The organism is Pelomonas sp. Root405 (assembly GCF_001425165.1).
Lineage (GTDB): Bacteria > Pseudomonadota > Gammaproteobacteria > Burkholderiales > Burkholderiaceae_C > Pelomonas.
In genome coordinates this window covers 956,286-979,177 of record NZ_LMDU01000001.1, presented here as the reverse complement: position 1 = coordinate 979,177, position 22,892 = coordinate 956,286, and the positions used below count along the sequence as shown (strand labels likewise).

The 22,892-nt window shown below is 68.6% G+C and carries 15 protein-coding genes and 1 tRNA gene; 12 read left to right on the top strand and 4 right to left on the bottom strand.

Going from position 1 to position 22,892, the window contains the following annotated elements; translation table 11 throughout:
- Nucleotides 1-74 precede the first annotated feature (74 nt).
- Nucleotides 75-1,559: an NAD-dependent succinate-semialdehyde dehydrogenase gene (locus ASC81_RS04325; protein WP_056263126.1), complete on the top strand. Its 1,485-nt coding sequence runs from the start codon at nt 75-77 to the stop codon at nt 1,557-1,559.
- 86 nt (nt 1,560-1,645) lie between these two features.
- On the opposite strand, the gene ASC81_RS04320 is transcribed toward ASC81_RS04325, so the two are convergent.
- Nucleotides 1,646-4,981, bottom strand: a complete 3,336-nt coding sequence (locus ASC81_RS04320) for a carboxypeptidase regulatory-like domain-containing protein (protein WP_056263123.1) — start codon at nt 4,979-4,981, stop codon at nt 1,646-1,648.
- A 411-nt stretch (nt 4,982-5,392) separates the two neighbouring features.
- Here ASC81_RS04320 and ASC81_RS04315 point away from each other — a divergent pair, with 411 nt between their 5' ends.
- The 5 genes from ASC81_RS04315 to ASC81_RS04295 all read left to right on the top strand — a co-directional run bounded on the left by ASC81_RS04315 (nt 5,393) and on the right by ASC81_RS04295 (nt 12,079).
- Complete coding sequence (locus ASC81_RS04315) at nt 5,393-7,069, top strand: bifunctional UDP-sugar hydrolase/5'-nucleotidase (RefSeq protein WP_056263121.1); 1,677 nt, start codon at nt 5,393-5,395, stop codon at nt 7,067-7,069.
- A 120-nt stretch (nt 7,070-7,189) separates the two neighbouring features.
- A complete protein-coding gene (locus ASC81_RS04310; RefSeq protein WP_056263119.1) occupies nt 7,190-9,811 on the top strand; it encodes a response regulator in 2,622 nt (873 codons plus the stop codon).
- Nucleotides 9,808-10,746, top strand: a complete 939-nt coding sequence (locus ASC81_RS04305; protein ID WP_369820836.1) for a diguanylate cyclase — start codon at nt 9,808-9,810, stop codon at nt 10,744-10,746. The genes ASC81_RS04310 and ASC81_RS04305 overlap by 4 nt, the downstream gene beginning before the upstream one ends.
- Nucleotides 10,747-10,782: 36 nt before the next feature.
- Nucleotides 10,783-11,382 carry a DUF1349 domain-containing protein gene (locus ASC81_RS04300; protein ID WP_056263116.1) on the top strand — a complete coding sequence of 200 codons (600 nt, stop codon included), beginning with the start codon at nt 10,783-10,785 and terminating at the stop codon, nt 11,380-11,382.
- Nucleotides 11,383-11,398: 16 nt separating this feature from the next.
- A complete protein-coding gene (locus tag ASC81_RS04295) occupies nt 11,399-12,079 on the top strand; it encodes a hypothetical protein (protein WP_056263115.1) in 681 nt (226 codons plus the stop codon).
- Nucleotides 12,080-12,270: 191 nt separating this feature from the next.
- On the opposite strand, the gene ASC81_RS04290 is transcribed toward ASC81_RS04295, so the two are convergent.
- A tRNA-Gly gene (locus ASC81_RS04290) sits at nt 12,271-12,344 on the bottom strand.
- Nucleotides 12,345-12,484: 140 nt separating this feature from the next.
- Here ASC81_RS04290 and ASC81_RS04285 point away from each other — a divergent pair.
- The 6 genes from ASC81_RS04285 (at nt 12,485) to rpoH (ending at nt 21,308) form a co-directional block, all read left to right on the top strand.
- Nucleotides 12,485-12,886 carry a PA2779 family protein gene (locus ASC81_RS04285; protein WP_056263111.1) on the top strand — a complete coding sequence of 134 codons (402 nt, stop codon included), beginning with the start codon at nt 12,485-12,487 and terminating at the stop codon, nt 12,884-12,886.
- Nucleotides 12,883-13,830: a PA2778 family cysteine peptidase gene (locus ASC81_RS04280; RefSeq protein ID WP_056263108.1), complete on the top strand. Its 948-nt coding sequence runs from the start codon at nt 12,883-12,885 to the stop codon at nt 13,828-13,830. Before ASC81_RS04285 ends, ASC81_RS04280 begins: the two co-directional genes overlap by 4 nt.
- 29 nt (nt 13,831-13,859) lie before the next feature.
- Nucleotides 13,860-16,427, top strand: coding sequence for an ABC transporter permease (locus ASC81_RS04275; protein ID WP_056264313.1), 2,568 nt, complete (start codon nt 13,860-13,862; stop codon nt 16,425-16,427).
- A gap of 73 nt (nt 16,428-16,500) precedes the next feature.
- Nucleotides 16,501-19,680: a CHASE domain-containing protein gene (locus ASC81_RS04270; protein ID WP_056263105.1), complete on the top strand. Its 3,180-nt coding sequence runs from the start codon at nt 16,501-16,503 to the stop codon at nt 19,678-19,680.
- A 46-nt stretch (nt 19,681-19,726) separates the two neighbouring features.
- Entirely contained in the window at nt 19,727-20,227 is a 501-nt protein-coding gene (locus ASC81_RS04265) for a chemotaxis protein CheW (protein ID WP_056263103.1), read from the top strand.
- A 157-nt stretch (nt 20,228-20,384) separates the two neighbouring features.
- Nucleotides 20,385-21,308, top strand: a complete 924-nt coding sequence (gene rpoH / locus ASC81_RS04260) for an RNA polymerase sigma factor RpoH (protein ID WP_056263100.1) — start codon at nt 20,385-20,387, stop codon at nt 21,306-21,308.
- An 80-nt stretch (nt 21,309-21,388) separates the two neighbouring features.
- Here rpoH and ASC81_RS04255 read toward each other — a convergent pair whose 3' ends face one another.
- Together ASC81_RS04255 and cyoE are read right to left on the bottom strand one after the other, a co-directional pair.
- Nucleotides 21,389-21,991, bottom strand: coding sequence for an SCO family protein (locus ASC81_RS04255; RefSeq protein ID WP_082536243.1), 603 nt, complete (start codon nt 21,989-21,991; stop codon nt 21,389-21,391).
- Nucleotides 21,988-22,890: a heme o synthase gene (gene cyoE / locus ASC81_RS04250; RefSeq protein ID WP_056263098.1), complete on the bottom strand. Its 903-nt coding sequence runs from the start codon at nt 22,888-22,890 to the stop codon at nt 21,988-21,990. The genes ASC81_RS04255 and cyoE overlap by 4 nt, the downstream gene beginning before the upstream one ends.
- Nucleotides 22,891-22,892: the final 2 nt, after the last annotated feature.

Genomic DNA, 22,892 nt, shown 5'->3' with positions numbered 1-22,892 from the left:
AAGAGGGGCGATTGTAGGGAGGGGGCATGGCTGGCCAGCGTTAGAGTGCCGGGCAATTCGACTGGAGAGCCCCGATGGACGCGAATTCCCCGCTGGATGCACTGGACGACCCCGGCCTGTTGCGCAGCCAGGCGCTGATCAATGGCGAATGGGTGGGCGGCAGCACCAGCTTTGCCGTGACCGACCCTGCCACCCGCCGCGAGCTGGCCCAGGTGCCCAATCTTGGCCGTGCGGACGCCCAAGAAGCAATCGCTGCCGCCGCCAACGCGCTGAACGCCTGGCGCGCCAAGCCCGCCAAGGAGCGGGCTGCGGTGCTGGTGCGCTGGCAGCAGCTGCTGGTCAAGCACGCCGACGACCTGGCGCGGCTGATGACGGCCGAGCAGGGCAAGCCCCTGGCCGAGGCACGCGGCGAGGTCATCTACGGCGCGAGTTTTCTCGACTGGTTTGCCGAGGAAGGCAAGCGCGTCTACGGCGAAACCATCCCGACGACCGACCCGACCAAGCGCTACCTGGTCATCAAGCAGGCGGTCGGCGTCTGCGCGGCCATCACGCCCTGGAACTTCCCGCTGGCGATGATCACGCGCAAGGTCGCACCGGCCCTGGCCGCCGGCTGCACCGTCATCATCAAGCCCGCCGAGGCGACGCCGCTGACGGCGCTCGCCGCCGCGGAGCTGGCCCAGCGCGCCGGCATGCCCGCCGGCGTGCTGAACGTGCTGACCGCTGATTCGCAGCAGTCCATCGAGATCGGCCAGGTGCTGTGCGAGAGCGACGTCGTGCGCCACCTGTCCTTCACTGGCTCCACCGAAGTCGGCCGCATCCTGATGCGGCAGTGCGCGCAGACCGTCAAGAAGCTCAGCCTGGAGCTGGGCGGCAATGCGCCCTTCATCGTCTTCGACGACGCCGACCTGGATTCGGCGGTGGATGGCGCGCTGGCCAGCAAATACCGCAACGCCGGCCAGACCTGCGTCTGCGCCAACCGCATCTATGTGCAGGCGGGTGTCTACGACGCCTTCCTGGACAAGCTGGCGGCCAAGGTGGCGACGCTGAAGACGGGCAACGGCTTCGAGAGTGGCGTCAACGTCGGCCCGCTGATCGACGAAGCGGCGCTGCAGAAGGTCGAGACCCACGTCGCGGATGCCATCGCGCTCGGCGCCAAGCTGTTGGCCGGCGGCAAGCGCGTCGAAGGCGGCGTCGGCCATTTCTTCGAGCCCACGCTGCTGGCCGACGCGACGCCGCAGATGCTGTGCTCGCGCGAGGAAACCTTCGGCCCGGTGGCGCCGGTGTTCAAGTTCCAGACCGAGGCCGATGCCGTCCAGCTGGCCAACGCCACCGAGTTCGGCCTGGCCAGCTACTTCTACAGCCGCGACATCGGCCGCATCTTCCGCGTCAGCGAGGCGCTGGAGTACGGCATGGTGGGCGTCAACACCGGGCTGATCTCGACCGCCGAGGTGCCGTTCGGCGGCGTCAAGCAATCCGGCCTGGGCCGTGAGGGCGCTCGCCAAGGCATCGAGGACTATGTCGAGGTGAAGTACATCTGCCTGGGCGACATTCAGAAATAGGGGACCGCACCAAAAAAGGGGGCCCTTGTGGGGCCCCCTTGCATTGACGGGGCCGATGAGGCGGCCCTGTCTTTCTTGCTCGGTGCTTAAAACTCGTACTTGGCCGTGACTTGCATGGCCCAGGCCGACTCGCCCTTGTTGTTCTTGGTGACGTAGTCGAACGGCGTACCGACGGCGTAGATGGTCTTGCCGGTGGTGGGGTCGATGCCAGCGGTGTTGACGAAGGCGCGACGGTTGCCGCCGTTGCTGGTGAAGGTGATTTCGTCAATGCGGCCGTAGCGCTTGTTGACCAGGTTGCCGAAGTTCAGGATGTCCAGCGAGATGATGCCCTTGTGTCCGGAGAAGAAGCCGGGCACTTCCTGGCTCAGGCGCACGTCGATGGTGTTGCTGAACTTGGAACGCGCCGAATTGCGCGGCACCACACGGCCCTTGTACTTGCTCAGACCCGCGTCACCCTCGACGATGCTCCAGAACAGCGTTTCAGCGGCGGCCGACGAGTTGGCCACCGTGTTGCTGCTGCCCGTACCCTGCAAGCGGAACAGCACCTCGCCCGAACCCGGGGCTTTGGGAACGTACATCAGGTCATTGCCGGCGATGCCGTCACCGTTGTAGTCGCTGCCATAGGTCCAGCTGTAGGGCTTGCCGTCGCGGCCTTCGTAGAAGGCGCCGAAGGTGGTCTTGTACTTGCCGAAGAAGGCCTTGCTGAAGTTGACGCCGGCGTTGACGCGCTCACGGATCAGGTAGGACGAGTCAGATGCAACGTCCTCGTTCGGATTGAAGACCGCGGTGCCGCGGAAGTTCGAATGCGCGGTCGACGAGGTCAGCGGGCTGACTTCCGTGGCCGACGTGCGGGTATAGGCAAGGTTCCAGCTCAACGCTGGAGAGACCTGCTGCGACAGCGACAGCGTCACGGCATTGCCGCCACCCTTGGTCGTACGCGCCACCGAGGTGATGTGGCTGGTCGGCTCGGTCACATAAGCACGGTTGGCTCCGTCCTGGAAACGCGCGGCGGGTGTGCCGGTCGGGCATGCAACAGTGGTGCTGCCCGCAGCCCAGCACAGAGGGTTCACACCCGACGCGTTCCAGAACATGTTGCGGCCGTCCGGCGCCGTTCGGGTAGGCGCGCCGAGGTTCAGGGACTTGTAGTAAATGGCGTCCTTGACCTTGGTATGCAGCCAGTCCACACCGAAGGTCAGGTTGTACCAAGGCAATTCGGTGTCGAAGGCCAGGTTGGCTTTCCAGACCGAGGGCTGCTTCACATCGGGATCGATGAAGTCGACCTTGGCCGCGGGCGTCGTGCCCTGCACGTTAGGCTGTGCGTCGGGGTTCGCCGAGTACTTCAGCGTGGTCGGGCAGGGGTTGCTGCCACCGCTGGCGCACGACAGGTTGACCGTGGCCATACCAGTACCCTGGAACGGGTTGGTCAGCCACACGTTCATGGCACCGCCCTGGAACAAGCCCGCGCCACCACGCACCTGCGACTTCTTCTTGTCGAACAGGTCCAGCTTCCAGTTGAAGCCCACGCGCGGTTGAACAAGCTGCGTACCGTTCAGCACGTTGGTGTTGCTGCGACCGAACAGCGTGCTGGCGGTCGGGTTGGCAATGGGCGCATCCGGCGTGTCGACCCGCTCGACACGGACGCCGCCAGTCACGTTCAGGTTGCGATTGACCTTCCAGGTGTCTTGCAGGAAAACGCCCAGCGTGTTCAATGTCCAGTTTGCGGCGCCGTCCTGCAGCGTCTTGCCGGCAAGAGGGAACTGCAGCGTGTAGCTGAACGGTGTGCCGGCCAGCCAGTCGCCCACCGGGTTTGCGCTTTGGAAGACGTAGGTGCCCTTGGTGTTCTGCAAGAAGGCGTTGAAGATGTCGTTCTTCTCGTAGTCGAAGCCGAACTTGATCTCATGGTCACCCATGAAGTAGGTGCCCGCGAAGAACGCGCTTTGCGTCTTCGTCGCCAGGTTGTTGAAGTGGCGGCTGTTCTCCGTACCGAAGATCAGCGTGCGGAAGGTGCTGGGGTTGCCGATCGTCGACGGCGTGGTCCACGTCAGGCTGACCTGCGGCATGTTGCTGTTGTTCTGCGGCGCCGACGTGTAGTCGCTCGACGAAAGCTTCAGCTCCGTGCTGAAGTTGTCGGTCCAGTCCGAGAACAGCTGAGCGGTCACGTTCTCCAGCGTCTTGTTCTGGCTGTAGAAGCGCGAGGACATCGACAGCGTGGAAGCACTGAAGGTTGTGAACTGCGGCTCCGACTCCTCCGACTTCGTGTAGAGGATGTTGAAGCGGTGCGAATCGCTGATGTTCCAGTCCAGCTTCAGCACCAGGTCCTTTGACGTGAGATTGACGTCGGACGGCACGTCTGTGCTGCCGATATCAATGCCGTAGACCTTGCCGGCGTCCTGGGCAGCCTTGATCTGCTCGGGGGAAATGTCGATGTTGGTCAGCGAACTACCCTTGGGGCCGAAGCTCGGGGCATTGCGGCTGCTCTTCAATTCTTCGTAGTTGGCGAAGAAGAACAGCTTGTCCTTGATGATGGGACCGCCCAGGTTGGCGCCCTTCGTTTCTTCCTTAAAAGCCGGTGGGCCGGAGTAGCTGCCGCCGTTGGTGCGGGTGTACCGATCTCCCGCCATGCTGTCATCGCGGAAGACGTAATAGACGCTGCCCTTGAACTCGTTGGTGCCCGACTTGGTGACGGCGTTGATGTTGGCGCCTGTGTAGCCCCTCTGGGTCGTGTCGTAGTTCGACAGGTTGATCTGCACCGCCTGAATCGCCTCGATGGAGATCGGCTGCTTGTTCATCGGCAGGTTGTTGGCCTCCAGGCCGAACTTGTCGTTGATCGACACGCCGTCGACAGTGATGGAGTTGAAACGCGAGTTCTGGCCGGCGGCGGAGATCTCGCCCCGTTCTTTGTCGGTTTGGCTCAGGCGAGGGTCCAGCCGCGCGTAGTCCTGCAGGCTGCGCTGGATGGAGGCGTAGGCCTCCAGTTCCTGGCGACCCAGCTGGGTGCCGCTGCCCATCGTGTCGCTGCTGAACTTGCTGTTGGCAGAGGCACTGCCCGTCACGACGACGGTCGCCAGCTGGTTACCGCCGAGCATGAAGTCCACCGCAGTCGTTTCGGCGAGCTGCAGGTAGACGTCTTCACGGACGTCACGGTCCGCACCCTTGCTGATCGTGACGGTGTACGGGCCGCCGACGCGCAGACCGCGCGCGGAGTAGCGGCCATCTGCATCGGTCACCTGCGTGCTGGACGAACCCGACTCGCGGTGAAGAATGGTCACCGTGGCGCCGGCCACCGGCACGCCACCAGAGCCGAGCACCCGGCCACCAATGGCGGCCGTCGTGTTCTGCGCCATCACCGGCGCTGCGGCCACGATAGCGACGGCGGCGCACAGCGCCGACAGCGGGAATCCGGACCCAAACCTGTTGCTCATCCCAATCACTCCTGTTGTGCGCGCAGCAGCGGCGCGGCTGATGTGTCGAAAGTTGTCATGCAAACGTCATGCGACGTGGGCGTGGTTGCGTGGCAAGCGCGCAAGAAGACGCCGCCGCAACGATCAGCGAATTGTCATGACTTTCCGTGACAGAACTTTACGGGTAAGTCAGAAGTGGCCATTTCTAGACGTCCGCTCCCAGCCGGCGCACCGCGGGGGTGCATTCCGTTCGGTGACTTAATTCGCCGCGGCAGGAGAAATTACCGTGATGTTGGCCCGCCCTGCACCAATCTAGTGCGCCTAACTGCGCATGTAAACGCCCGAACGTCGTCGCCGCGCTGTCGCAAAACCGCGACAAACTGGTCGCATGCGCGCACTTCTAAGATCGCGCCCTCCCAAATGACCTCTGCCATGGCCTCGACTCACTACTTCCATCTCGGCGCCGTTGCCTTGGCCGCCTTGCTGGCCGGCTGCGCCACGCAGCAGCCGGCCAAGACCGGCGAGTTGACTTTGTTGTCCATCAACGACTTCCACGGTCACATCCAGCCGGCCAAGCCGACGCCACTGATGCCGCGCTTGCCCGACCCCGCCACGGGCGAGGTCAAGCCCCAGGCGGCGGGCGGTGTCGCGCACCTGGCCACCGCGCTGGCCCAGTTGAAAGCCAAGCACCCCGACGCCCTCCTCGTTGCCGGTGGCGATCTGATCGGCGCGTCGCCGCTGATCTCGAATTTGTTGCGCGACGAGCCGACGCTGGCGGCCTTGTCTGAACTCGGCATCGCGGCCAGTGCCCTGGGCAACCACGAGCTTGATGCCGGGCTGCCCGAACTGCTGCGTCAGGCGCGCGGCGAATGCGGCGCGAACGGCTGCCTGTGGCCGGGCTACAAGGGTCCGGGGTTCCCGTTCCTGGGCGCCAACGTGCTGGACGCCAACACTGGCAAGCCGCTGCTGCCGACCCACGTGATCAAGCAGACCGGCGGCTGGAAGGTCGCCATCGCCGGCGTCGCGACGCGCGACACGCCCAAGGTCATCGTCGCCAGGGCCATCCAGGGCATTCGCTTCGCCGACGAGGTCGACACGCTGAACGCCCTGGTACCCCAGCTCAAGGCCGAGGGCGCAGAGGTGCTGGTCGCCGTCATGCACGAGGGCGGCGTGCAGGGCCGCGACGCCGGCGCCAACGACCCCACCTATGCCTGTCCAACGCTGACGGGCCGCGTGCATGACATCGCCAAGCGCCTCGACCCCGCCTACGCCGTCATCATCGGCGGCCACACACATCAGGCCTACACCTGCAAGATCAATGGCCGCCTCGTCGTCCAGGCCGGCAGCTATGGCGGCTGGGTGACCGAGAGCCGCCTCAAGCTCGACGCCAGCGGCCGCGTGCTCGACGCCCAGGCCGTCAATCACCCGGTGCTGCAGTCGGTGTACGCGCCCAACCCCGCACTGGCCGCGCTCGTCGCACAAGCCGCGGCGCTGACCGAGGCCACCCGCAACAAGCCGGTCGCCACGCTGCCCCACGGTGCAGTCCGTTTCCCCAAGGAGCCCCACGGCGACGCCCCGCTCGGCAACCTGATTGCCGACAGCCAGCTCGCCTTTGCGCGCAAGCAGGGCCCGGCCGACGTCGCTTTCATGAACCCAGGTGGCATTCGCACCGACCTGATCGTCACGCCCGGCAAGCCCACGACGATGAGCGACCTGCTGGCCATCCAGCCGTTCGGCAACGAACTGGTCGCGCTGACGCTCACCGGCCAGCAACTGCTCGACATCCTTCAGCGCCAGCTGCCCAAGGGCAACGCCGCGCCGCGCATGCTGCAACCTTCGTCCACGCTGCGCTACCAATGGCGCAAGGGCCCAGGCGGCATGGGCGAACTGGTGAACCCGCGCATCAACGGCGAGCCGATTGACCCGGCACGCAACTACCGCGTCGTCGTCAACAACTTCCTGTCGGAGGGCGGTGACGACCAGGCCGGTTTCAAGCATGGCAAGGACCGCGCCGTGCTCGGCACCGACATCGACGCGCTCGTGCAGATGCTGCGCGACACGCCCGACGCCATCTTGCAGACCGCGCCGGGCCGCATCGTTCGCGAATGAGTCGGTCCTAGGGCAAACCTGTAACCCCTTGTAGCTACCCCGCATCAGCCGCCTGGCGAGCCCGTCCTAGACTCGAAGCGCCTGGCATTGCTCGCCGGGCTCCAGCAGTTCGGGGGAGCGATGGCATGGGACATGCAGGGTGGCGCTGATGCCGAGCCGCGGCCCGGCCCTGGTGCGGGCACGTCCTTGTCGGGCCCGGGGGGCGCAGCCAGTCCGCTGATCCGCGATGTCATCGCCCACCTGCCATGCGGCCTGGCCGTCTTCGACGCCGAGCGCCGGCTGCTGGTGCATAACGCGGAGTTCGAGCGCCTGCTGAACGTCCCGGCCTCGCTGTTCGAAGAACCACCGCTGCGCTTCGACGACCTCGTGCTCTTCTTCGCCGCGCGCGGCGACTATGGCGAGGGCGACCAGGCTCGCGCCTCGGTCGATGCTGCGCTGGCCCTGGGCCGCGACCAGCGGGCCAATCGCCTGGAAACGTATCGGACCGGCGGCCGCCTCATCGAAGCCCGCACCGCGCCACTGCCCGACGGGGGCCTGGTGCTGACCTGCCTGGACCTGACGCCCCAGGCCCAGGCCCGCCTCGCCGCCGAGCGCGCATCGCAGGCCAAGACGCACTTCCTGGCCAACATGAGCCACGAGATCCGCACGCCGATGAACGCCGTGCTCGGCATGTTGCGGCTGCTGCAGAAGACGCCGCTGGACGCCCGCCAGCGCGACTATGCCGTCAAGAGCGAGGGCGCCGCGCGCGGCCTGCTGGGCCTGCTCAACGACATCCTCGACTTCTCCAAGATCGAGGCCGGCCGGCTCGGGCTGGACCCGCACCCCACGCGGCTCGACGAATTGCTGCGCGACCTCTCCGTCATCCTTGCCGCCAACGTCGACAAGCGCGAGATCGAGCTGCTCTTCGACCTCGACCCCGCGCTGCCGCCCGTCATCCTGGCCGACGCCCTGCGCCTGCAGCAGGTGCTGATCAACCTGACCGGCAATGCGCTCAAGTTCACGCAGGCCGGTGAGGTCGTGCTGCGCATCAACCGCGTCTCGCAGACAGCCAGCGGCGTCGTGCTGGACTTTGCCGTGCGCGACACCGGCATCGGCATCCCGCCCGACCAGTTGAAGCGCATCTTCTCGGGCTTCACGCAGGCGGAAGCCTCGACTGCACGGCGCTTTGGCGGCACCGGCCTGGGCCTGGCCATCAGCCGCCGCCTGGTGCGGCTGATGGGCGGCGACATCCATGTCGAAAGCACGCCCGGCCGCGGCAGCTGCTTCAGCTTCTCACTGAGCTTTCCGCTGCCTGCCGACGAAGCTGTACCGGCACCGCTTCAAGCGCGACAAACCCTCGTCGTCGACGACCACGCCGAGGCGCGCCGCGTCATCGGCAGCCTGGCCGGGTCGCTCGGCTGGCAGGTCCGCTCGGCCGCCGGCGGCGCCGAGGCCCTGGCGCTGGCCGCAGCGCAGCCGCCTGAGGTCATCCTGCTCGACTGGGTCATGCCCGGCATGGACGGCTGGCAGACCGCCGTGCGCCTGCGCCAGCAGCTCGGCGCCGGCCCGCTGATCCTCATGGTCACCAGTCATGACCGCGAGCATCTGGCGCAGCGCAGCGCCACCGAGCAGGCCCTGCTCGACGGCTTTCTGGTCAAGCCCGTCACCGCGGCCATGCTCAGCCAGGCCGTCGACGCCGCCCTGCAGGCGCGCAGCAACGACGGCTGTCCGCCCGAACCGGCGCAGCAGCGCCTGGCTGGCCTGCAACTGCTTGTCGTCGAAGACAACCCCGGCAACCAGCAGGTCACCCGCGAGTTGCTTGAACTCGAAGGTGCCGCCGTCACGCTCGCTGGCGATGGCCAGCAGGCGCTGACGCTGCTGGCGCAAACGCGCGGCCAGCGCGGCTTCGACGCCGTGCTGATGGACGTGCAGATGCCCGTCATGGACGGCATCACTGCCACCCGGCTGCTGCGCCGCCAGCTCGGCCTGAGCCTGCCCGTCGTCGCGATGACGGCGGGCGCCCTCGACACCGAACGCCAGGCCTGTCTGGACGCTGGCATGGACGAGCACATCGGCAAGCCCTTCGACCCCGACACCCTGGTCGCCGTGCTCAGGCGCCGCTGCGGCGCCGCGCCGGTGCCAGGCAAGGCTGCGTCGGCGACGCTGCCGCCCGCGCTGCTGGCCGACGCCGGCCGCGCCGGCATCGCGCTGGCCGAGGCGCTGGCGCGCATGTCGGGCCGGGTCGAACTCTTCGAGCGCACGCTCGCCGCGTTGCACGAGCAGGACCGCAAGCTGGCCCGGGCGCTGGCCGAGGGCGGCCGCACCGCCACGCGCGGCCTGCACGGCTACCGCGGCTTGGCGGCCATGTTGGGTGCAGGCGAACTGGCCGCACTGGCTGCCGAAGGTGAACACGCCGCTGAGCCCGATGCCGACTGGCGCAGCCGCTTTCTCGAACGCCGTCAGGTCGACCTCGCCGCGCTGGACCGCCTGGCCGCGAACCTGTCTGCCCGCCAGGCCCTGCACGACAGTCATGCCGAGGCCGACAAGCCCGCCGCGCCGGGCAGCCTGACGCAGCGCCTGGATACGCTCGCCACGCTGCTGGATGGCGCTGATCTCGAAGCCCTGGACGCGCATCAGGCTCTGCGCGGTCAGCTGCCGGCCGAGCCTGCCGCCGAACTGGACGACGCCATGGCCGCCCTCGACTTTCCGACCGCATTGACGCTGTGCCGCCGCCTGCGCGCCACGCTGGAGGCCCGGCCATGATGCAGCTGTCCCTGCCCGACCGCAGCCCGCTGCAGCCGGGACATGCACCCAGCGGCCGCCGTCCGCGCCTGCTCATCGTCGACGACCAGCCCGTCAACATCCAGGCCCTGCACCGCGTCTTCGCGGCCGACTGCCAGGTGCTGATGGCCACCGACGGGCCACGCGCCCTGCAGCTCTGCCGCGACCGCCAGCCCGACCTGGTGCTGCTGGACGTGCAGATGCCCGGCATGGACGGCCACCAGCTGTGCGCCGAGATGAAGGCCGACCCGCTGCTGCGCGCCATCGCCGTCATCTTCGTCACCTCGCAGGACCATCCCGACGAAGAGACCCGCGCCCTGGACGCTGGCGCGGCCGACTTCATCACCAAGCCCTTCAATCCCAGCATCGTGCGTGCCCGGGTGCGCACCCAGCTGACGCTGAAGGCCCAGTCCGACCTGCTGCGCGAGCTCGCCTTCATCGACGGCCTGACCGGCGTGCACAACCGGCGCCACTTCGACGAACGCTTCGTCGCCGAGGCCCGCCGCGCCCAGCGCACCCGCGCGCCGCTGGCCATCGTGCTGGCCGACGTCGACCACTTCAAGCGCTACAACGACGCGCTGGGGCACCTCGCCGGCGACGACTGCCTGCGCCGCGTTGCCACCGCCCTGCGCGCCTGCCTGCGCCGGCCCAGCGACCTGCTGGCGCGCTATGGCGGCGAGGAATTCGTCTGCCTGCTGCCCGACACCGACCTGGCCGGCGCCATCGGCGTGGCGCAGTTGATGGAGGACACGGTGCGCGCGCAGGCGCTGCCGCATCCGGGCGTGGAAGGCTGCCTGACCATCAGCCTCGGTGTGGCCGCGGGCACGCAGGCCCAGGGGCTGGTCGAGGCGGCGGATCGGGCGCTGTATCTGGCCAAGGCGGCGGGGCGCGGGCGTGTGAGCTGGGTGGACGGCTGACAATAGACCAAGCGTCTGCAACCCTCTCAACCGCGCATGGTCCAGCATCTTCTGAGCGACACGCTCGCCCCATTCAGATGGTCCAACGAGCCAGCCGCCTGGCATGTGGGCGACGCCCTCGAAATCACGACACGCCCCGACACCGACTACTGGCAGCGCACGCACTACGGCTTCAGGCGCGACAACGGCCACTTCTTCTTCGTGGCGGTGACGGGCGACTTCAGCCTGACCGCCTGGCTCTGGTTCACGCCCAATGCCCAGTACGACCAATGCGGCGTCATGTGCCGGGCAAGCGCTGACACCTGGATCAAGGCCTCCGTGGAATACGAGCCCGACGGCCCCAGCCGCCTCGGCTCGGTCGTGACGAATCTCGGCTACTCCGACTGGGCCACTCAAGACGTTGACTCGACGCTGAACCGGCTCTGGTATCGCCTCAGTCGACGCGGCGCCGACTTTTGCGTCGAGTCTTCGGCGAACGGCACGACGTGGCAGCAGCTGCGCATCGCGCATCTGCACGACTGCCCCGATGAGATCGACGTGGGCGTGTATGCCTGCAGCCCGGTCGGGCCGGGGTTCGGGTGTCGGGTACAGGCGCTGCAGTTCGGGGCGAACGACTGGCGCGCGATGGGCACATGAGGCTCGGACCCTCTAAATGAAAGGCATCCTGGACTTCAGCTCTTGGGAAGGCGCATTGACCACGCTCATCGGTCTTGCCGTGGTGTCACTTGTGGCCGTCAGCATCCGCTTGCTGCTGATGCAGACCGTGCAGCAGCGGCGTGAACGCGCAAACCGCCAGATCAACGAACGCTTGAAGACGCTCATCGCGGCCTACAAAACGCTTGGCGGCTCATTCACCGGTGACTTGAGCGTCGACCCGAGTCACCTCCGGGAGCTGCGGACCGCACAGCTTGAACGCGGGACACCCGGGATCGACTCACCCGGGTCCGAGCGGCGCCGGCGCCTGCGTGACGCGGTCGAAGCGGCCCTGTCCGATGTCATCCTGCTTGGCACGGCTGAGCAGGTGCGTCTGGCGGCGCAGGTTGCCGGCGACATGGTGGCGGGTCGCAACGTCGAGACTGGCGCGCTGGTGGTGTCGCTGCGGACCTTCATCCGGGAGGTGCTGGACCTTGATGCGGTTCCGGCCGATGTGCTCGTGCCCCGGCAGGGGCCGCTGCGGCCCGCGACGGGCAACGCGCGCGGAAGGAGCGGCGCCGGGGATGCGGCCGGAAAAGCCAGGGGGGCAAGGCAAGCCGACGGCGGTTCCGGCTTGGGCGGCGGCTTGACGGAGGGTGGTACTGTGGGAGCTGGGCGGGATGGGCAGGGCCAGCCTTGAGCGGGTTCGGCGGGGGTGAAGGGAATGCGCGGAATCGGCTGTGACCGATTCCTCGGCCTCGCTCGCGCTCGGCCCGTGCCTGCGGCACGTTCAAGGACAGCCACTGGCTGTCCTTGAACGAACCCCGGTGGGTTCTCATCCCAAGACCCTTTCCAAATGCGGAACGGCCCTTGAAGGGGCCGTCTCGCATTTGGAGCGGGTGATGGGAATCGAACCCACGTAGTCAGCTTGGGAAGCTGAAGTTCTACCATTGAACTACACCCGCAATGGGGCGCGAGTTTACGTGATGGCCAAGCCGGTCAGCCGTTGTAGGACGAAGCCGCAACCTGTCCGCAGCGTTGCGCCGCAGGGCGGGCGCGCTCTAGCATCCGTGCCCCAACAACCGCCGAACGGCAGGACATCGATATGAACAACAAGGCACGACAGATCCTCACCTCGGTCCTGGCTGCATCCCTGGTCTTTGGCAGCATGGCCCAGGCCGCGCCGACGGCGCTGATCAGCACCGAGCAGGCGGCTGCAGCACTTCAGCCCGAGCGCAGCGCCGCGCATGCCCGCTTGCATGAGGCGCTGGACCGCGCCGACCTGGCCGCGATGCTGCAGGCCCGCGGCGTGTCCACCGACGAGATGCGCGCCCGCGTCGATGCGCTGACCGATGCCGAGGCGCAGCAGATGCTCACGCAGATCGACGAGGCCCCTGCCGGCAGTGCCGACATCGTGGGGGTGCTGTTCACGGTCTTCATCATCCTGCTGGTGACCGACATCCTCGGCCTGACGAAGATCTTCCCGTTCACGCGCTCGGTGCGTTGATCGCCCGGCTGGCAGCTGCACTGGCCGCGCTGCTGCTGAGCGGCTGCGCGGCCTTCTTCACGCCGCCGCAAACGGCCGCCCTGCTGGCCGAGCGCCCCACCGACCTGCCGCTCACCGCCGAGCGCGACGAGGTGCCGTTCTACGCGCAGACGCGTGACCACTGCGGCCCGGCGGCCCTTGCCACCGTGCTGGCCGACGCCGGCCTGCCCGCCGACCCGAACCGGCTGGCCGATGCCGTCTTCCTGCCTTCACGCGCCGGCAGCCTGCAGCTGGAGATGCTCGGCGGCGCGCGCCGCCAGGGCGCTGTCGCAACGCGCCTGCCGCCCGAACTGCAGGCGCTGCTGCGCGAGGTGGCCGCTGGCCATGCCGTCATCGTGTTGCAGAACCTCGGCCTGGACTTCGCGCCGCGATGGCATTACGCGGTCGTTGTGGGCTATGACCTGGCGCAGCGCGAACTGGTGCTGCGCAGCGGCACGACGCGACGCCAGACCTTGCCACTGCGCACCTTCGAATACACGTGGGCGCGCGCCGGCCGCTGGGCCATCGCCGTGTTGCCGCCGGACCGGCTGCCGGCCACGGCGACCGAGGCGGACGCGCTGGACGCCGCGGTCGGCTTCGAGCGTGTCGCGCCGCCGGGCCGGGCGGCCCTGGCCTATCGCACGTTGCTGGCGCGCTGGCCGGGCAACGCGCTTGCCGGCATCGGCCTGGGCAACACCCTGCATGCGGCCGATGACGCGGCCGGCGCCAGCAACGCCTTCGAGGCCGTCGCGCGGCAGCACGGCAGTGCCGTGGCCTGGAACAACCTCGCGCGGCTGCGGCTGGCCGCCGGTGATCGAACGGGCGCCCGCGCGGCGGCCGAGCGGGCCGTGCAGCGGGCGGACGCCGCCGAGCCGGCTTGGCGCAGTGCGGCACGCGCCACACTGGCCGCTACCGAGACGCAGTGACGCAGCCGCGCGCGGCTACAGTCGCGCGCATGACGTCCCCTGCTGTAGCCGCCCAACGTCCGCCCGCCACCCTGTTGATCGCCTGGCGACAGCTGTTGCGGGATTGGCGGGCCGGCGAACTGCGCCTGCTGATGCTGGCGGTCGCCTTGGCGGTCGCGGCACTTTGCGCGGTCGCCTTCCTGTCGGACCGCCTCGACCAGGGCCTGCGCCGCGACGCTGCCCAGCTGCTTGGCGGTGACGCCGTCGTCGCCAGCGACCAGCCGACGCCGCAGGCCATCGTCGACCTGGCGAATGAGCTCAAGCTGACCACCGTGCGCAGCGCGGCCTTCCCGAGCATGGCGCGCGCCGACGAGGCGCAGGGTGGCGAGAGCCGCCTGGTGTCGGTCAAGGCGGTCAGCGCGGGCTATCCGCTGCGGGGCCGCATCACGCTGCGCGAGTCCCTGCCGGGGCGCAGCGGCGCACCGGCCGCCGGCGAGGTCTGGGCCGACCCGGCCGTGGCCGACACCCTCGGCCTCAAGCTCGGCGACATGCTGCTGCTCGGCGACAGCCGCCTCAAGCTGACCGCCCTTATCGAGACCGAACCCGACCGCGGCGGCGGTTTCATCAACTTCGCGCCACGCGTCATGCTGACCGAGGCCGACCTGCCCGCCACCGGCCTGGTGCAACCGGCCAGCCGGCTCACCTACCGGCTGGCCCTGGTGCCGGGCCCGGGCGCAACGGCTGACGCCGTCAAGCGTTTCGTCAGCGGCGCCGAGGAGTTGGTCGAACGGGACAAGCTGCGCGGCGTGCGCCTGGAGTCGCTCGAATCCGGCCGCCCCGAAATGCGCCAGACGCTGGACCGCGCCGCGCGCTTCCTGCGCCTCGTGGCCATGCTGTCGGCCCTGCTCGCGGCCGTGGCCGTGGCGCTGGCCGCGCGCGACTTTGCGGCACGCCACCTGGATGCCTGCGCGATGCTGCGCGTGCTGGGCCAGCCGCAGCGGCGCATCGCCTGGGCCTATGGGCTGGAGTTCCTGCTCGCCGGCTTGGCTGCCAGCCTGGCCGGCGTGTTGATCGGCCTGGGCCTGCACCAGGTCTTCGTGTCGTTGCTGGCCGGCCTGATCAATGTGGCGCTGCCGGCGCCCAGCATCTGGCCGGCGCTGCTCGGCCTGGGCCTGGGCCTGTCGCTGCTGCTGGGCTTCGGCCTGCCGCCAGTACTGCAGCTGGCGGCCGTGCCGCCGCTGCGCGTCATCCGCCGCGACCTTGGCGCCCCCAAGGCCGGCTCGGTGCTGGTACTGGCCGCGGGCGTGGCGGGGCTGGCGGCCATCCTCGTCGTGCTGGCCGGCGACGTGAAGCTGGGCGCCATCGCAGCGGCCGGCTTTGCCGGTGCGATGCTGCTGTTCGCGCTGCTGGCGTTCGTCGCCGTCAAGCTGCTGCGCCGCATCGTGCCGACCAATGTCAGCGGCGCCGGCGTGCCGCGCTGGCTGCTGCTGGCCACGCGCCAGGTCGCGGCGCGGCCAGGCTTCGCCGTCATGCAGGTCTCGTCGCTGGCCGTCGGCCTGTTGGCGCTGGCTCTGCTGGTGCTGCTGCGCACCGACCTCATCGACAGCTGGCGTCAGGCCACGCCGGCCGCCGCGCCGGACCGCTTCATCATCAACATCCAGCCGGACCAGCGCGAGGCCGTGCGCCAGACGCTGGTCGACGCCGGCGTGAAGGACTTCGACTGGTATCCGATGATCCGCGGCCGCCTGACCGCCATCAATGGCGAGGCCGTGCAGGGCAAGCAGTTTTCCGAGGACCGTGCCCAGCGCCTGGCCGAGCGCGAGTTCAACCTCAGCCACACCGCCGAACAGCCGGTGCACAACGAGATCGTCAGCGGGCGCTGGGGCTCGGCGGCACCCGGCGAGATGGGCATGAGCGTCGAGGAAGGCCTGGCGCAGACGCTGGGGCTCAAGCTCGGCGACCAGCTGGCCTTCGACATCGCCGGCCAGCCGGTGCAGGGCCGCATCACCAATCTGCGCAAGGTGGACTGGTCGTCGATGCGGGTCAACTTCTTCGTGCTGTTCGAGGCCGCCGCCCTGCCCGACCTGCCGGCCACGCAGATCGCCGCCTACCGCACGCCCGTCAACAGCCAGCTGGACCGTGCGCTGGCCCGACAGTTCCCCAACCTCACTGTCATCGACGTGTCGGCGCAGCTGAACCAGGTGCAGCGCGTGTTGGACCAGGTCATCCAGGCCGTGCAGTTCCTGTTCAGCTTCACGCTGGCGACCGGCTTGGTCGTGCTGCTGGCCGCCGTGGGCAGCACGCGCGAGGCGCGCACACGCGAGTTCGCGCTGATGCGGGCGCTGGGCGCGCCGTCATCGCTGCTGGCCCAGGTGCAGCGCGCCGAGCTGCTGGGTGTCGGCGCGCTGGCCGGCTTCCTGGCGGGCGGGGTGGCACTGGTGCTGGCGGCGCTGCTGGCACGCTATGTCTTCGAGTTCGATTGGCAGATCAAGCCCTGGGTGCCGGTGGTCAGTGCCCTCTGCGGCGCGCTGCTGGCCTGGAGCGCGGGCTGGTGGAGCCTGCGCGGGGTGCTGAAACGGCCGGTCGTGCAGACGCTGCGGGAGGCGCAGGTCGAATGAGCGCGGCGCCGGGTCGCCCCCAGCAAGCTCGCTCCCGCTTGGCGGGCAAGGCCGCAGGCCGAAGGGTGCACCAGTGACCGCTGTGGACGCCCGCGCGGCGGGTCGCTACCTGGCCTTGTCGGCGGGCGTCACGCTCGTCTACTACCTGCTCGGCCGGCTCGGCCTGCTGATGGTGCTGCCGCCCTACGAGGTGGCCCCCATCTACCCGGCCGCCGGCTGGGGCCTGGCCGTTCTGCTGGTCTGGGGCCTGCGCTATCTGCCGGCGGTGGCCCTGGGCTCCTTCGTCGTGCAGGCCACCATGCTGGCCGACATGAGCCAAAGCGCGCTGCTGCTGGGCATCGGCATCGGCTGCGGCGCGGCGGCCCAGGCGGCGGCGGGCACGCTGCTGTTGCGGCGCTGGTGCGGCCGGCCGCTGGTGCTGGCCTCGCCCCGCGAGATCCTGGCCTATCTGGCGGCCGCCGCCCTGGCCGGTGTCATCAGCCCGACTTGCGCGACGCTGCTGCTGAAGGCCACCGGCGTGATCGCCGCCGCGCAGACTGGCCTGGTGTGGACCGTCTGGTGGACGGGCGACGTGATGGGCATGCTGATCGCCACGCCGATCACGCTGGCGCTGATCGGCCAGCCGCGCTCCGCTTGGGCGTCGCGGCGTTTCAGCGTGGCCCTGCCGATGCTGCTGACGACCTTGCTGGTCGGCCTGGGCGTGGCCGCGACGCTGGAATGGGACCGCCAGCGCAACCGCGCCGATTTCACACGTGATGCGACCAGCGCGGCCCAGTCGCTGGCCGGCCGGCTGCGCGAGCCGCTGCTGGCGCTGGAGGGCGTGCATGGCCTGGTCAAGGTCAAGCCGCGGCCCACGCGCGAAGAGTTCGCGCGCGCCACGAGCGGCTTCCTGACGGGCGACAGCTCGCTGATCGCGCTGGGGCTGACTTTGCGCGTGCCCCGTGCCGACGTCGAGCGCTTCAACGCCGCCGCTGCGGCCGACGCCTTCCCGGGTGGCTACCGGGCTCGGGACCGGCTGCGCGCGGGTGACCTGCGCCCGCCGACGGACGAGGACATGCTGGCCATCCGCCTCATCGAGCCGCTGTCGCGCAATGCCGGCGCGCTGGGTGTCAATGTGCGCGCGATTCCGAGTGCGCGCGCCGCCATAGAAAAGGCCGCGCCGCTGGGTCGGCCGGTGGCGTCAGCGGGCTTCCAGCTGTCGCAAGACAAGGAAACCACCGTCGGCGTCGTCGTCTACCAGCCGCTGTACCGCGGCCAGGCAGCACCCAGCCAGCAGTCCCTGGACGGCGTCGTCTTTGCAACGCTGCGGCCCGACCTGTTGCTGTCGCGCCTGGCGGCGGAGTGGCCGGAGCACCTGGGCGCCTGCCTCGTCGACCTGGAGCCGGGCGCGGCCTTCCCGCGCCTGGGCGGCCGCCTCGGCTGCGAAGCCGTGCAGCGCGGCAGCAGTACGGGGCTGCCGCTGGTCAAGCTGCCACTGGACTTCGGCGGCCGCCAGTGGGAGGTGCGCGTCTACGACCTGCCCGGCCTGCTGCAGCCGGCGGGCCGCAGCTGGGCGTTTGCCCTCGTCGGCCTGGTGGCTACGGCGATGGTGGGCGCGCTGCTGCTGCTGATGTCGGGCCGCACCCAACATGTGGAGGCGCTGGTGAGCGAGCGCACGGCGGCGCTGGAGCGTGAAGTGGCCAACCGGGCGCTGGGCGAGCGGGCGCTGAGCCAGAGCGAGCAGCGCTTCCGCAGCATCTTCGAGACAGCGCCCATCGGCATCGCCTTCACCGACCTGAACAGCGGCTTTCAGGAGGTCAACGCGCACTTCTGCAAACTGGTGGGCTATTCGGCCGAGGACTTGATCGGCAGGCGCTCCATCGACGTGACCCATGCCGATGACCGCCGCGAGGACATCCGCCTGGCGCGCCGGCTGATGCGCGGCGAAATCCCGTTCTACCGGCGCCTGAAGCGCTATGTCCGCCCCGACGGCAGCCACGCCCACGCACGCGTGCTCGTCAGTCTGTTGCGCGGCGCGGACGGCCGGCCGCACCGGCTGGTCGGCGTCGTCGAGGACATCACCGACCAGCTGCGCATCGAGGAGCTCGACCGCGCTCGTGAGGCCGCCGTCGCGGCCAACCAGGCGAAGAACGAGTTCCTGTCGCGCATGAGCCATGAACTGCGCACGCCGATGAACGCCATCCTCGGCTTCACGCAGCTGATGCAGATGGACACCAGCGAGCCGTTGGCGCCGGGCCAGCGTAGCCGCGCCCAGCAGATCGCCCAGGCTGGCTGGCATCTGCTGGAGATGATCAACGACACGCTGGACCTCTCCCGCATCGAGGCCGGCTCGCTGCGACTGGAGCCGGTGGCGCTGGAGCTGCCACCGCTGCTGGCGCGGTCGCTGGCCCTGCTGCAGGGGCTGGCGTCGGAGCGCGGGCTGGTGGTCAGCCAGCGCATCGACCCCGACGCCACGCGCCTCGTCGGCGACCCGACCCGCGTCACGCAAATCCTGACCAACCTGCTCAGCAACGCGGTCAAGTACAACCGCGCCGGCGGCAGCATCAGCATCGAAGCGGCGAGCCCCGAGCCGGGCTGGGTCGAGATCGCCGTGCGCGACACCGGCATGGGCCTGAGCGACGAGCAACGGGCCGGCCTGTTCCAGCCGTTCAACCGCCTGGGTCGCGAACGCAGCGGTTTGCCGGGCACCGGCATCGGCCTGGTCATCAGCCAGCGCCTGGCGGAGATGATGGACGGCGGCCTGCGCGCCGAGGCGGTCGACGAGGGCGCCTGCTTCGTGCTGCGGCTGCCCGCAGCCAGCGCCACCGCGCCCGTCAACGAGGAGGTGCGTCCTGAGGAGCCGACCGGCCCGCGCGCCGGGCCGCAGCGCCATCTGCTCTATGTGGAAGACAACCCGTTGAATGCCGAGGTCATGCGCGGCATCCTGGACCAGCGCCCCGGCATCGAGCTGGAGGTGGCGCCGACCGTCGAGGCCGGCGTGCGCGCGCTGCTGCAGCGACCGCCGGCGCTGCTGCTGCTGGACTGGCAGTTGCCCGACGGTGACGGGCTGACCCTGCTGAGCCGCATGCGCGAGCTCGGCCGTGCGCTGCCTCCGGTCGTCGTCGTGTCTGCCAACGCCCAGCCGGAGCAGATCGCCGCAGCCCAGGTTGCAGGCGCGCAGCATTACCTGACCAAGCCGCTCGACGTGCGCGAATTGCTCGCCCTGGTTGACGAATTGTTGGCACAGGCCCCGGAGGGCAAGCGGGCAGAATGAAGCCCCAGCCCCCCAGTCCCCAGCCCTAAATACGCAGCAGCGCCCGATGAGCTCCACAGACCTCGTTCCCAGCCAAGGTGGCCAGGCCGTGCAGGCCCAGGCATCCACCAACGGCCGTCAGTTCCTGACCTTCCGCATCGGCGAGGAAGAGTACGGCCTGGACATCCTGCGCGTGCAGGAGATCCGCTCCTACGAGCCGCCCACCCGTGTGGCCAACGCCCCCGCCTTCGTCAAGGGCGTCGTCAACCTGCGCGGCGTCATCGTGCCCATCCTGGACCTGCGCCTCCGCCTGGGCCAGGCCGGCGAGTACAACGCCTTCACCGTCGTCATCGTGCTGAACGTTGGCGGCCGCATCGTCGGCGTTGTCGTCGACTCCGTGTCCGACGTGCTGGAGCTGACCGCCGACCAGATCAAGCCCCGTCCCGAGGTGCCCGCCGCACTGGACGCCCGCTTCATCACCGGCCTGGGCAAGCTCGGCGAGCGCATGCTGATCCTGCTGGATATCGAGGCGATGATCCGCAGCCCGGATTTCGGCTTGGTTGACTGAGCGGGGCGGCTACTCAAGTTAGCGCCCGCAAACTGTTTCAGCCCTAGAAACACTGCGTTGCAGCACCGACAGCGCCGGCCTTAGCACTCGATGGATTGGAGTGCTAATATCCTCTCACCGCGGCATTTCGCGCTGCGGTTTGCAAGGATTCAAGCCGATGTCTGCTTCTTCTGTCATTGCCGTCCGCGACCCTTGGGCCCTCGTGCCCTCGCTGGGCAATCTGGACGCCTACATCTCCGCCGTCAACCGCCTGCCGCTGCTGACCGCCGAAGAGGAAGACTCTGCGGCACGCAGCCTGCGTGACAAGGGCGACCTGGAAGCTGCCGGTCGCATGGTGTTGTCGCACCTGCGCCTGGTGGTGTCCATCTCCCGCCAGTACGTTGGCTACGGCCTGCCGCAAGGCGACCTGATCCAGGAAGGCAACATCGGCCTGATGAAGGCCGTCAAGCGCTTCGACCCGGACCAAGGCGTGCGTCTGGTGAGCTACGCCATGCACTGGATCAAGGCCGAGATCCACGAGTACATCCTGAAGAACTGGCGCATGGTCAAGGTCGCCACGACCAAGGCACAGCGCAAGTTGTTCTTCAACCTGCGCTCGATGAAGCATCAGCTCAAGGCCGCCGAGAGCAACCCTGCCACGCACCGCAACACGCTGACCGACGCCGAAGTGGCGCATGTCGCCAGCACGCTGAACGTCAAGCGGGAAGAGGTGCTGGAGATGGAAACGCGCCTGTCGGGCGGCGATGTGGCTCTTGAGCCGCAGACGGACGACGACGGTGAGAGCTTTGCGCCGATTGCCTATCTGGCCGACGAAAGCCATGAGCCGACGCGCGTCATCGAGGCGCGTTCGCGCGACGAACTGGCGGGCGACGGCATCCACCGCGCGCTCGACGTGCTGGACCCGCGCAGCCGCCGCATCGTCGAGGAGCGCTGGCTGAAGGTGAATGACGATTCTTCGGGCGGCATGACGCTGCACGAGCTGGCGGCGGAGTACGGCGTGTCGGCCGAACGCATCCGCCAGATCGAAGTGGCGGCGATGAAGAAGATGAAGAAGGCGCTGACCGAGGTCGCTACCGCCTGACCTCCACTTCAGCGTCACCATGAGAAACGGCCCCGCGGGGCCGTTTGCTTTTGGGCGAATGCGGGTCAGGCCGACCCCGCTCAAACTTTGCGTTCAGCCAGCAACAGCTTGATGTCGTCTGCCAGCGGCTGCGCGCCCGAACCGTAGCGGGCGTAGACGCGCACGCGGCCTTCGGTATCGAAGATGAAGCTCGCGGCGGTGTGATCCATCGTGTAGGTGTCGGGCGTCTTGCCCGGTACCTTGGCGTAAAAGACCTTGAACTCCTTGGCGACTGCCTTGGTCTGCTCTTCGCTGCCGCGCAGGCCGATGAAGCCGGGGTCGAAGCTGGCGAGGTAGGCCTTCAGCAAGGCGGCTGTGTCGCGCTCCGGGTCAACGGTGACGAAGATCCCTTGCACCTTGTCGCCGTCAGCGCCCAGCGAGCGTTTCACCTCGGCGACCTCGGCCATCGTCGTCGGGCAGACGTCGGGGCATTGCGTGTAGCCGAAGAAAACCACCAGCACCTTGCCCTTGAAGTCGGCGAGGGACCGCGCACGGCCGTCCTGGTCAGTCAGGTTGAGCTGTTTGGCGTACTCGGCGCCGGTCAGGTCGATGCCCTTGAATGCCAGCTTGTCAGGCCCGGCCTTCTGGCAGGCCGACAAGGCAAGGGCGCCCAGCGCGGCAACAGCGAAGCGACGAGTGCTCATGGGAGGTAGTGGTCGATCAACAAGGCTGCGAACAGCAGCGACAGGTGCCAGATGGAGAACCAGAAGGTCCGCCTTGCCAGCGCCTCCGAATATGCGCGCCACAGCCGGAAGGCATAGCCGCAGAAACCCAGGCCCAGCACAACAGCGCTGACCAGGTAGAACCAGCCGCTCATGCCGCTCAGGAAAGGCAGCAGCGTGGCGGCGAACAGCACCCAGGTGTAGAGCAGGATCTGCAGCCGCGTGTAGTCGTTGCCATGGGTGACGGGCAGCATCGGCAGGCCGGCGCGCGCGTAGTCCTCGACGCGGTAGAGCGCCAGCGCCCAGAAGTGCGGCGGCGTCCACAGGAAGATGATGAGGCAGAGCAGCCAGGGCTCGGGGCCGAGGTCGCCGCGCAGCGCAGCCCAGCCGAGCACCGGCGGCATCGCGCCCGAGGCGCCGCCGATGACGATGTTCTGCGGCGTCATCGGCTTCAGGATGACGGTGTAGATAACCGCGTAGCCGACGAAGGTGGCAAACGTCAGCCACATCGTCAGCGCGTTCACATAGACCCCCAACAGCGCCATACCGGCCGCGCACAGCAGCGCGGAGAACGCCAGCGTCTGCGTGCGACTGAGTTCGCCCTTGGCGGTGGCGCGCCAGGCCGTGCGCTTCATGCGCGCGTCGATGCCGTCCTCGATGAGGCAATTGAAAGCCGCGGCCGCGCCGGCCACCAGCCAGATGCCGGCGACGGCGGCCAGCATGGTCAGCGCCTGTGGCAGGTCGGGCAGGCCGGGCACGGCCAGCGCCATGCCGATGGCGGCGCAGAAGACGATGAGCTGGACGACGCGCGGTTTGGTCAGCTGGTAGAACTGCTGCCAGCGCGGGCTGTGCATCAGGGCACTGGCGGTGGAGGTCGACATGG